The sequence below is a fragment of the Labrenzia sp. R5_0 genome (assembly GCF_017743835.1).
GTDB lineage: Bacteria > Pseudomonadota > Alphaproteobacteria > Rhizobiales > Stappiaceae > Roseibium > Roseibium algicola.
The window spans coordinates 1,438,222-1,448,905 of sequence record NZ_JAGHRK010000002.1; the positions used below are offsets into that span (position 1 = coordinate 1,438,222).

5 protein-coding genes are annotated in these 10,684 nt (G+C 57.7%); 3 read left to right on the forward strand and 2 right to left on the reverse strand.

The features are described 5' to 3' along the window. Positions 1-67 precede the first annotated feature (67 nt). The gene (locus J7447_RS15410) at positions 68-1,111 is read left to right on the forward strand and encodes a substrate-binding domain-containing protein (protein WP_023001178.1); all 1,044 of its coding nucleotides are present in this window, start codon (positions 68-70) and stop codon (positions 1,109-1,111) included. Here J7447_RS15410 and J7447_RS15415 read toward each other — a convergent pair whose 3' ends face one another. Next, positions 1,112-1,780, reverse strand: coding sequence for a GntR family transcriptional regulator (locus J7447_RS15415; protein ID WP_055656419.1), 669 nt, complete (start codon positions 1,778-1,780; stop codon positions 1,112-1,114). A gap of 675 nt (positions 1,781-2,455) precedes the next feature. Here J7447_RS15415 and J7447_RS15420 point away from each other — a divergent pair. Both J7447_RS15420 and J7447_RS15425 read left to right on the forward strand, forming a co-directional pair. Then, positions 2,456-4,495, forward strand: coding sequence for an EAL domain-containing protein (locus J7447_RS15420; RefSeq protein ID WP_168685270.1), 2,040 nt, complete (start codon positions 2,456-2,458; stop codon positions 4,493-4,495). A gap of 196 nt (positions 4,496-4,691) precedes the next feature. After that, complete coding sequence (locus J7447_RS15425) at positions 4,692-6,182, forward strand: TolC family outer membrane protein (RefSeq protein WP_209170118.1); 1,491 nt, start codon at positions 4,692-4,694, stop codon at positions 6,180-6,182. A 52-nt stretch (positions 6,183-6,234) separates the two neighbouring features. Here the strand turns inward: J7447_RS15425 and J7447_RS15430 are convergent, their stop codons facing one another. Then, positions 6,235-10,671 (reverse strand): cadherin domain-containing protein, encoded by a 4,437-nt coding sequence (locus tag J7447_RS15430; RefSeq protein WP_209170119.1) that lies wholly within the window; start codon positions 10,669-10,671, stop codon positions 6,235-6,237. Positions 10,672-10,684: the final 13 nt, after the last annotated feature.

The window sequence follows — 10,684 nt, forward strand, 5'->3', positions numbered from 1 at the left end:
CGCGAATTAATGTTGCATTTCAATAACAGCCTGTTGGGAGGGCGCTTTCAAAGCGTTTTGGGCCAGAATGAGCAATGGCGTAAACCTGAAAGAACTGTCGCAACGGCTGAACCTGTCTCAGACCACGGTAAGCCGCGCACTCAACGGCTATCCGGAAGTCAGCGAAGAAACGCGCAAACGCGTGACCGAGATGGCCGACAAGCTCGGCTACGCGCCCAACAGCCAGGCGCGGCGGCTTGCAACCGGCCGCGCAATGGCCATCGGCCATGTCATACCGCGCTCAATTCACGAGATGATGAACCCGATCTTTCTGGAGTTCATAGCCGGCGCCGGGGAGACCTATTCGCGCCACGGCTACGACATGATCATTTCCGTCGTCGACGATGCCAAGGAAGAAGACGCCTACCGGCAGATCGCTTCACGCAAGAAGGCCGACGGCGTGATCATTCACGGCCCCGCAAATGACGAGCGCAGGCACAGGCTTCTGAAAGAACTCAATCTGCCCTTCGTCGTTCACGGACGCATCCCGGGCGCCGAGGAAGAAACATCGTGGATCGACATGAACAACCGGCGGGCCTTCGAGCGAGCGACGAACCTGCTGCTGGACCTCGGCCACACCCGGATCGCATTGCTGAACGGTCTGGAACATATGGACTTCGCCAACCGGCGCCGGCGCGGCTTCGAGGAAGCGCTGGCAGCACGGGGCCTGACACCGGACCCGGCCTTGATGCGCAGTGCGGACATGACCGAACCCTACGGCTGCGACAATGCGATGGAGATGCTGAAGAGCGACAATCCGCCGACCGCCTTCCTGATTTCGTCCATGATATCGGCGATCGGTGTCGCCCGCGCTGTCGGCCAGTGCGGATTGAAGACAGGCAGGGACGTGTCCATCATCACCCATGACGATGCCCTGTCCTTCCTGCCCAACAGCGGCGAAGTGCCGATTTTCACCTGCACCCGCTCCTCGGTGCGCTACGCCGGGGAAAAGGCTGCCGAGCTGCTCCTGAACATGATTTCCAATCCGGCCAGCAAACCGGCTTCCCTGCATCTGGACGCGGAGCTGATCATTGGACAGTCCACCGGCCCGGCCCCAGCTGCGCCAAAATGATCAAACGTGGCTGAGACCGCAGTCCTGCAGCACATCCTTCATCCTGAGCATTCCGTTGAGACGGTGTAGCCGCGCCGTCTCCGTGGCGCCGTCGGTGTCGCCGTCCCGGATCGCCTGTACAATTTTGCGATGATCGGCAGCATTTGAGGCCGGTGCCTTGTTCAGGCGCAGCAACACGGTGTTGGCCCGGTAGACCTGATCGAGAAACCCCTCGATTTCAGCTTCCAGACGCAGATTCCCGCTCGCCTTGGCCATCAGCCTGTGGAATCTGTCGTCGTGAACGGCCCAGGCCTCGATATCCTGGCGTTCCAGCGCATCATCGGCCTCGTTGAGCACTTCTTCGATTTCCGCGAGCGTCTCGTCGCCCGCCTTGCGGCAAGCGGTGCCTGCGGCGAGGGCTTCAAGCGCCGAAAGGATCTGGTAGATCTCGCAGATGTCCTGCAGCGAAATCGGCAGAACCTTTGCTCCCCGGCGGGGCACGAGGTCCACCAGACCGTCAGCCTCCAGCCGGATAAGCGCTTCGCGAACCGGCGTCCGGCTCATGCCCAGCCGTGTCGCGATGTCCGGTTCCGGCGCCTGAAATCCGGGCGGCAATTGCCCGTTCAGGATCTCGGTTTTCAAGCGTTCATAAGCGTTGTCGACGCGAGTGGATCTGGCTTTCGTTGGCATTGCGGGATGCACCCGTTCTCCTGACGTGTCTTAAACAGTTTGCATTGTCCCGCACCTCTCGCTCGAGGCCGGAGCGGCATTTCTGATCGCTGAAGGCATTGCCCTCCGGCGCGGCCGCCCTGTTTTGGAAGCAAATCAATGCCGTATTGCTAATTATATCGATAGAATTTTATCCATCCCCATGCCCTGAGGGCACCCGGGCAGAGTCGCGACCTTCCGGATCCGCTCATTTGCTGGATTTTGCACGAATTTCGGGCTTTCTTGAGGCTCAAAAAATATTGTCAAAAATTACGGTGACTTAAGGACATGCTCCAGTTACCGAAGCGTCAAGTCAGTGCTGCAGAACGCGCCACTTCCTAAAAATGCCGCGCTTTTGGCGGCAGATGTTTACGAATTTGCCTGGCTCAGACAAAGGGTGGGTTTCGCCACGCTCTTCAGAAGCAGCTCTTCCGCTCCAATTGCACGCAGTTAAACCGGCAGCGGCACCTATGCACCCCAAAGCCGCTCGAAAAATAGGTCAATACTGACAATAATAGCCACCAATTGACCGGATACTTCATGCGCAATTACAACAATACCAGATTAAACAAAGAGCAATACTTGAAATACTCCGAAAAAACACAGTTTGTTATGCTTTTTAAGCTTTCATGAAATCAACCGTCGGTGGGAGCTTTTATGGAACGCGTCGCAACAGTTTTGTCTTTTGAGCATGACCATGCTCTTTTGACACTTGCGATCGCAACGTGTCTCTTCGGATGCGCCTTTTCCTTCCTGCTCCTTGCGAAGGTTGACCGCGATGCAAGCCCTGCACGGGTCATCTGGCTCATCTGGTCTGCACTCGTCGGCGCCTCGGCAATCTGGGCGGCCCAGATCATCGCCTTTTCTTCGGTAAAGCTTCCCGCGGAATCAGGGTACCGGCTTCAAACGGCTCTGCTTGCCCTGCTTGTCGTCTTTGCCGGTCTTCTGTCAGGTTATGCGCTCGCTGTGCGGCGAAACATCCGGCTCGCACCGGAACTTGGCGGCATCCTGTTTGGCCTTGCCATTGCAGGAATGGGTCTAACGCTGACGACGGCCAGGGAGATCGCCGGTTTACCTGATACGAGCGAAGCCTTCGGACTTTGGACATTTCTGTTCGGAACGTGCCTTGGGGCAATTGCAATGAGTTTCGTTCCGCAGCTGCAGTCCAGGCGCGCATATGTAAGTGCAACGCTGTTCCTTTTCCTGTCAGCAGTTTCGATACACTTGCCGGTGCATTCCCCGGCCACGCCCCTTCGCGAAGTCAGTTTCCCGCGCGAAATCATGCTCATGTCCGAAAGGCACATGATGGTGATGTCGCTGGTCATCTTCGGCCTATGCACCTTTGTGGCTGCAACTGGTGCGCTGCTCGACCGGTACAGGAAAAACGCGGCCAGGCGAGCTTATAAACACCTGTCGCTGCAGGATTCTCTGACACGACTTCCAAACCGGCATTTTGTACAGAAGGCTGCGGCAGACCTTCTGGAAAAGGCCGAACTGGAGGGCAAGACATGCGCCGTCGTGCTGATCAGCCTGGACCAGTTCAAGGCCATCAACGACCTTCACGGCTACGAAGTCGGCGACACTGTCCTGTGCACCCTGGCCAACACACTGAAAAACAACCTGAGCGACAGTGTCTTCATCTCCCGCTTTTACGGTGACGAATTTCTGGTCATCAATCCGTCGCTCGACACTTTGGATGACGCCGTAGACTTCGCCCGTCTGGTTCGCTCCCTTGCCCGAAGGCCGGTTCAGTGGAATTCCTACCGCCTGTCCATCCGCTCCAGTATTGGCCTTGCCGTGTTTCCGCGCGACGGCAAGGACCTGAACAAGCTGGTGCAAAGGGCAAACCTTGCTGCCAAGCAAGCAAAATCGATCGGCGGCAACCTGATCCAGCCCTATGTCACGGGCATGGAGGAAACCAATCGCTGGGAGGCGGGCCTGGCGGCTGACTTGCGCAATGCAACGCTCGAAAACCAGCTCAACCTGGTCTTCCAGAAACAGAATCTGACAAAGACCGGCGAGCTGATTGGCTACGAAGCGCTTGTACGGTGGCGCCACGCGGAAAAAGGCCCGATTCCGCCGGAGGACTTCATTCCGATTGCCGAACGGTCAGGCATCATCCTGGATATCGGCAACTGGGTTCTGGAAGCAGCCTGCAAGGAAGCTGCCTGCTGGGAAAACCCGGTAACGCTGTCGGTCAACGCTTCCCCGCTGCAGTTCTCCCGTTGCGATTTTGCCGGTCTCGTTTCCACCGTACTTATGAAGACAGGCCTGCCGGCGGAACGCCTGGAAGTAGAACTCACCGAATCCACCCCGATCGAGGATCACGAACGGGTTCACGAGACGATCCTCTCGCTGCGCAAAATGGGCGTGCGCGTTGCCATGGACGACTTCGGCAAGGGCTATTCCTCGCTCAACACGCTGCAAGCCTTTCCCTTCGACAAGATCAAGGTCGACAGAGCCTTCACCCAGTCGCTGGAAACCAACCCTCATGCCCGGGCAATCCTGCGCTCTGCCGTTCTGCTCGGCCATAGTTTCAAGATCCCAGTAATCGCCGAAGGTGTCGAAACGGAACGACAGCTGCAATTCCTGCAACAAGCCGGATGCCTGCAGGTGCAGGGCTTTCTGTTCGGGAAACATCTACTGCCTTCGCAGATCAAAAAGTTTCACCCGAGTTTAGACCGAACGGGAAGCTGACTTATCACTGAATTCAACTTAAATTATTATCAAATTAAACCTTGATATTAATATCAATATCCTAAAAGAAGTGACGCCAAACAAAGATTACCCTAGGTAATTACTGAAAACTCTTGGCCATATTCTCTAATCTCAACTTACTTTTGATTAACTATAAAATTTTACCTTAAGGGCAGACAACGATCACGGTGCTGCAATGACGACCTTCCCTGCCCCCGCCAAACTGATGCACGGATTGAAAACCCGCCTTGCCGGTCTGCTGGCAGGCGCGTCACTGATCAGCCTGTCCTTCGCCAGCGCAACCGTATCCGCCCAGTCGCTCGAAGAAGCCATGGGGTCGGCCTACGCCATCAACCCGGGCCTCAAGGCGGAACGGTCGCGTTACGAAGCGACCAACCAGGACGTCTGGACCGCCAGGTCCGAGTTTCTGCCGACGGTTACCGGCACATACCTGGGAGAACAGAACGCCTTCCGCAGCGAGCGCAGCGGCAACAGCGACAGGTCGTTCTTCCACGAGCTGGGCATTTCCATGTCCCAGACGGTGTTTCAGGGTTTTGCCGGTGTCAATCGGCTGAACCAGGCTCATGAGGAAGCGAATTCCGGTCGCAACCAGCTCATTGGCGCCGAACAGACGCTGCTGTTCAATACAGCTGATGCCTATCTGCGCGTTGTTCGCGATCGGGCGATCCTCGCTCACCTGCGGGCCTATACCAACGTGGTGCAACGGGAAGTGAACGCCGCCCGCGCCCGTTACAAGTCGGGAGACGCAACGCGCACCGATATCGAACAGGCGCTTGCCCGTCTCGGTGAAGCGCAGGGGAACTCCGACCAGGCGGTCGGCGACCTGGAAGCCTCCGAAGCTGTTTATGAGCGCCTGACCGGACAAAAGCCGGGCAAGCTCGGCTGGCCTGGCATTCCACAGACAATCGAGCCCGCCGGTCTGGATGACGCGATCAACGTCGCGCTGCAGAACAATCCGTCCATCCGCGCCGCAACGGCAGATGCAAGGGCCGCACGTTACGCCGCACGCGCCGCAGTCGGCGACATGCTGCCGCGTGTCTCGCTGGAGAGCGAATGGCAAACAGGTTACCAGGGCAACCTTGGCAATCAGGACGAAGAAGACTTCCGCTTTGGCGTGCGCGTCACGGCCCCTTTCTTCACCGGTGGCCGCAACATTGCCGCGGTCAAACGCGCAAACTTCACGGCAGCCCAACAGGAATACGAGCTGGACGACACCCAACAGATCATCCGCGAGAACGTTGTCCGCGCGATGAAGCAGCGGGCTGCCTCAAGACTGAAGGTCAAGGCGGTAAAGCGCGCGATTGAGGCCAATCAGCGCGCGGTCAAGGGCCTGCAGGTGGAATTCGACAGCGGTCAGCGGTCCCTGCTCGATGTTCTGGACGGCGAGCGCGAACTATTGCTCAGCAAGGTCGACCATGTCCGGGCACGCTATGACAGCCGCATTGCGGACTTCTTCCTGCTGGCCAACATTGGCCGGCTGGCGCCGCAGCATTTCGGGATCATCGAGGAACGGCCGGCACCGATCCCGCGCCTCATGCCTGAGTTCAATACCTGGGACCTTCGCCTTGGACCGTCGGAAAACGATGTCTTCCAGTCGACCGTCGTCGAGGTCGTGACCAGCGACACCGTCTTTATCGAGACAGAACCACTGCCTCCGATTCAATAACAGGCAACACAAAAAGCGGGCGTAACAAGCCCGCTTTTTTCATTCCTGCAGATCAGTACTGAACGCCTTCCAGATCCGTGAAGTCGATGCGTCCGCCATCGGCAAACTCGATGTAGCCCCCCGAATCCTGCGAAAGGGTGATCTCGCCCGCCGCTGCATCGATGCTCTCGATGGAACCTTCCGTCATGGTGATGGACCAGTCGACACCATAAGTTCCGATATCGGTGCCATCGGCGGCCTTGCTCAGATCGACGATATCGATCCAGCTCCCGCCGGCACCGCCGTAAATGCTGTCATGCCCGTCGCCGAGCATGTAGGCGAACAGATCCGACCCGTCACCGCCGGAAAGAACGTCGTCGCCCGCGCCACCCCGGATCACATCGTCACCAGCCCCGCCATAGATGAGGTCGTTGCCCCCCTGGCCCAGCAGGATGTCATTTCCGCCAAGTCCGGAAATGCTGTCCACGAAATCGCCTCCAACAATCGTATCGGCATTACTTGTCCCGACCTCGCACAGGGGCACATCATCAAAGTCGACCACGTCCAGAGTAATTGTCTCGGTATCCGACAAGCCTCCGCTGTCCGTCGCCGTAACGTCTATCGTGATGCTTTGCTCCGTTTCGTAGTCGACTGCCGCATCATCCTTCAGCTTCAGCAGATAGCTGTTGCCATCGCTCACGACTTCAAACCGGTCATCCGACACCGTGAAGGTGTGCGTGTCGCCGATATCGGGGTCCACTACCGAAAGCTCTATAAGTTCGACACCTGTCTGGTTTTCCGGAACGTGATACTCGTTGCCCGTACAGTCGTCGTCGTGGCCGTGATAGGTCTGACCGTGGACGCCGTCATCTTCATGATAGTGCCCCGTTTCCCCGTCCTGAATATGCCCCCAATGGCCATCATGATGATCGTCCCAGTGCTTGTTGCCCTGGTCCGGCCGGTAGATCGCGTTGCCGACGATCAGATCAGGCGGCGAGTTCTCAGTCACACCCGAAGTCACCGTCACGGGAAATACCGCGCTCGACTGGGATCCATCACTTGATGTGGCGGTGATCGTCACGTCTATGGTCTCGCCTGCAACCAGCGCTGCACCACTGGCGAGGGTCACCACACCGGTGTCTGCGTCGATATCAAACCGGCTGTCGTCGATGGAATAGGTCACCGTGTCTCCGGCGTCAGCATCTTCCGCGAATGCCGTCAGGCCGATCACCATTCCGGCAGCAGCTGTCGCCGCAACCAGATTCTGGGCCGTATCGATATCCCTGACAGGCCCGATCGGCTCATTGTTGTCGGCAGGCCCTTCCGGCTCCACGTCGATGACGTCGATCACAATGGTTTCCGTGTCCGACAGCCCGCCGCTATCGGTAACGGTAACCTCAACGCTCACCTGGGTCTCGGTCTCATAATCGAGCGCCACACCGTCCTTCAGTTTGAGAATGTTCTCACCGTTGATCGATATGACCTCGAAGCGACTATCGGAAACCGTGAAGCTGTGCGTATCGCCGACATCGGGATCGAATACCGACAAGGCACCGATTTCCGCCCCCGGATCTTCTTCATAGACCGCGGCACGAGCCGTGGTTTCGAAAGTTGTCTGGTCGAAGACGACGTCGTCGAAATCCTCGTCGCCCCCGCCGGCAATGTCCTCAAAACCGATCCTGATGCCGCTTTCCACCGTGTAGTCGTATCCATTCGGATTGAGTGACCCGGTACCGGAGAAAAGAACATTGACCTCGGCCCCGACCAGCAGCGTCCCGTCAGGTCCGACGGCCTGCCAGTTCCCCTGCCCGTCTTTCTGGAACGTCACCTTGTCACCGGCAAGAAGACCATTGTTCGTGTCTGCACCATCCGGGATCAGGAAATAGCCGATTTCGCTCGCTTCGACGCCTTCCAGATAGAGGGTCGCCGTATCGCCCGGTGTCAATTGGTTCTGGTTGACCCAGACGATTTCGCCAGCCACGGGATTGCCGTTGCCGTCCACGTAGAAGACACCAAGCACATTGCTGTGGCCGGCGTATTCCTCGACAAAGGTCAGCGTCACGGAAACGCCCGATCCAAGTTCCGGATCGAAGTCGAGATCCGGCGCCTCATTGGCATCGGCAATCGCAATCGTGAAGGTTTCGGTTGAGACTGATCCGTCAGTCGAAGTAGCCGTCACCAGAACATCGATTTCCGGTTCGGTTTCCTTGTCGAAAATTGCCCCACTGGAGACGGTGATCACCCCCGACACCGGGTCGATCTCGAAGCGCGCGTCACCGCTAAGCTGATAACTCACGCTGTCGCCTGCATCCGGATCGTTTGCAAAGGCAGTCAGACCCACGACGGCACCTGCAGCGGCGTTTTCAAGAACCTGGTTTGCGCTGGCATCAATGTCGGTGAGCGGACCGATGGGAGAATTGGTGTCGTCGATATCGATCACGTCGATCACCACGATCTCCGTGTCGGAAAGCCCCCCCTGGTCGGTTGCCGTCACCTCAAGGGTCACCTGAGTCTCGGTTTCGTAATCGAAGGCCTGATCGTCTTTCAATTTGAGCAGGTATCTGTCGCCGGAAACGACCACCTCAAACCGGTCGTCCGAAACCGTGAATGTATGCGTATCGCCCACATCCGGATCGAATACTGACAAGGGAGCAATCTCGGCGCCGTAATATTCCTCGACGACCGCAGTGCGGTTGTCGGAAACAATGGACACACTGTCGATCAGCGCACCGCCCAGATTATCGGAACCGACCTCAACGAATGTCAGCGTATTGGAGCCGTCGCCGGATCCGCCAACGATGTCATAGGTATAGGACTGCCAGCCCGTTCCCGTTGTGGCCGGGTCGATCGTGTCGATCAACTCGCCGTTCCAATAGACCTCGGCGACACTTTCCCCCACGCCGCCGCGAGATTTCATGTCGAATGTCAGATGATAGACCTGACCATCAAGCTGCCCCTCTATTTGCTGCGAAGCCCAGCCATTGTTCATGGCTGCAAGGTCCAGATGATGACCGCCGTCTGTCGCGCCGTAACTATTGTGCCCCGCCTCATGCACATCGACGTTGTCGTAGGTCCAACCCTCGATCGAAGTTGGATTTTCGTACCAGCCGGACCCGGCGGGTCCGCCGTGAACCCCGTCATAGATTTCGAAGCTGCCGTTGACGACAAACTGTTCTGAGCCGTTTTCCAGATGAACGATCAGATCCGGTGCTTCATTACTGTCTGTCACGGTCACGGTGAAGGTCTTCGTTGAGGAAGAGCCATCCGTTGACGTTGCGGTGACAGTCATCTCGATGGAAGGTTCTGTTTCCGCATCGAACGTCGCGCCATCTTTTACGGTGATGACACCTGTGTCCGGATCGATCTCGAACCTGTCGTCACCAGTCAGCTGGTAGGTGACACTGTCCGCCGGATCAGGATCCTCGGCGAAGGCAGTGATCCCGGCAAATTCGCCCCCATTGGCGGTCTCTGAAATGCTGTTGGCTTCCGGGTCGATGTCGCTCACCGGCCCGATATCGAATTCGTTTTCGTCGCCCACAATAATCCGGAAGGTACCAGTAGAGGTTGACCCATCCGTTGACGTGGCTGTGACTTCAATATCGATAAAAGGCGTCGTTTCGCGGTCAATCACCGCGCCATCAGCGACAGTAATCACGCCCGTGTCTGGGTCGATCTCGAACCGACCATCGGTGATGGAATAGGTGACCGTGTCCGTTGCATCCGGATCTTCGGCGAACGCCGTCACACCGACAACCGTGCCACCGGCGGAGTTCTCCTGGACGAAGTTGTCGGTACCGTCAACGTCCGTCACCGGGCCAATGTCGAACTCGTTCTCGTCGCCCACCGTGATCCGGAAGGTGCCGGTAGCAGTCGAGCCATCCGTTGACGTTGCCGTCACCTCGATGTCGATATAGGGGGTTGTCTCGCGGTCAATCACTGCGCCATCAGCAACGGTAATCACGCCCGTGTCTGGGTCGATATCGAACCGACCATCGGTGATGGAATAGGAAACCGTGTCGGTTGCATCCGGATCTTCGGCGAACGCCGTCACGCCGACAACGGTGCCACCGGCGGAGTTCTCCTGAACGAAGTTGTCGGCACCATCAACGTCCGTCACCGGGCCAATGTCGAACTCGTTCTCGTCGCCCACCGTGACCCGGAAGATGCCGGTCGAGGTTGACCCATCCGTTGACGTCGCCGTCACTTCAATATCGATAAAAGGCGTCGTCTCGCGGTCGATCACCGCGCCAACGGCAACGGTAATCACGCCCGTGTCCGGGTCGATCTCGAACCGGCTGTCTGTGATGGAATAGGTGACCGTGTCGGTCGCATCCGGATCCTCGGCAAACGCCGTCACACCAACGACTGTACCACCGGCAGAGTTCTCCTGGACGAAGTTGTCGGCACCATCAACGTCCGTCACCGGGCCAATGTCGAACTCGTTCTCGTCGCCCACCGTGACCCGGAAGATGCCGGTCGAGGTTGACCCATCCGTTGACGTCGCCGTCACTTCAATATCGATA

Excerpts from the sequence above, each read along its gene's own strand:
- J7447_RS15410 (WP_023001178.1), top strand. The coding sequence starts at position 68 with ATGAGCAATGGCGTAAACCTGAAAGAACTGTCGCAACGGCTGAACCTG.
- J7447_RS15415 (WP_055656419.1), bottom strand. The coding sequence starts at position 1,780 with ATGCCAACGAAAGCCAGATCCACTCGCGTCGACAACGCTTATGAACGC.
- J7447_RS15420 (WP_168685270.1), top strand. The coding sequence starts at position 2,456 with ATGGAACGCGTCGCAACAGTTTTGTCTTTTGAGCATGACCATGCTCTT.
- J7447_RS15425 (WP_209170118.1), top strand. The coding sequence starts at position 4,692 with ATGACGACCTTCCCTGCCCCCGCCAAACTGATGCACGGATTGAAAACC.